Raw genomic sequence first — 1,045 nt, forward strand, 5'->3', positions numbered from 1 at the left:
GCTTAGTCCAGGATCTTGGCGACGACGCCGGCGCCGACGGTGCGGCCGCCTTCACGGATGGCGAAGCGCAGGCCTTCTTCCATCGCGATCGGGGCGATCAGCTTGACGGTGATCGACACGTTGTCGCCCGGCATGACCATTTCCTTGTCCTTCGGCAGCTCGATCGAGCCGGTCACGTCGGTCGTACGGAAATAGAACTGCGGACGGTAGTTGTTGAAGAACGGGGTGTGACGGCCGCCTTCGTCCTTCGACAGGATGTACACCTCGCCGGTGAAGTGCGTGTGCGGCTTGATCGAACCCGGCTTGCACAGCACCTGGCCGCGCTCGACGTCTTCACGCTTGGTGCCGCGCAGCAGCAGACCGACGTTGTCGCCAGCCTGGCCCTGGTCCAGCAGCTTGCGGAACATTTCCACGCCGGTGCAGGTGGTCTTGACCGTCGGGCGGATACCGACGATTTCGATTTCCTCGCCGACCTTGATCACGCCACGCTCGATACGGCCGGTCACCACGGTACCGCGGCCCGAGATCGAGAACACGTCTTCGACCGGCATCAGGAACGTACCGTCCACGGCGCGCTCCGGCGTCGGGATGTAGGTGTCCAGCGCCTCGGCCAGGCGCATGATCGCCTCTTCGCCCAGGTCGCCCTTGTCGCCTTCGAGCGCCAGCTTGGCCGAACCCTTGATGATCGGGGTGTCGTCGCCGGGGAACTCGTACTTCGACAGCAGCTCGCGCACTTCCATTTCCACCAGCTCGAGCAGCTCGGCGTCGTCCACCATGTCGCACTTGTTCAGGAACACGATGATGTACGGCACGCCGACCTGACGGGCCAGCAGGATGTGCTCGCGCGTCTGCGGCATCGGGCCGTCAGCGGCCGAGCACACCAGGATCGCGCCGTCCATCTGCGCGGCGCCCGTGATCATGTTCTTGACGTAGTCGGCGTGGCCCGGGCAGTCAACGTGCGCGTAGTGGCGGTTGGCCGTCTCGTACTCGACGTGCGCGGTGTTGATGGTAATACCGCGTGCCTTCTCTTCCGGCGCCGCATCGA

1 protein-coding gene is annotated in these 1,045 nt (G+C 64.7%); it reads right to left on the bottom strand.

What is annotated here, in order from left to right:
* Positions 1-2: 2 nt before the first annotated feature.
* Positions 3-1,045 (bottom strand): elongation factor Tu (tuf, locus tag B551_RS18540; RefSeq protein WP_023264761.1); only part of this gene is annotated, 1,043 nt, incomplete at its 5' end.

Origin of the sequence: Cupriavidus sp. HPC(L), assembly GCF_000307735.3 — a bacterium.
In the GTDB taxonomy this organism is placed as follows: domain Bacteria; phylum Pseudomonadota; class Gammaproteobacteria; order Burkholderiales; family Burkholderiaceae; genus Cupriavidus.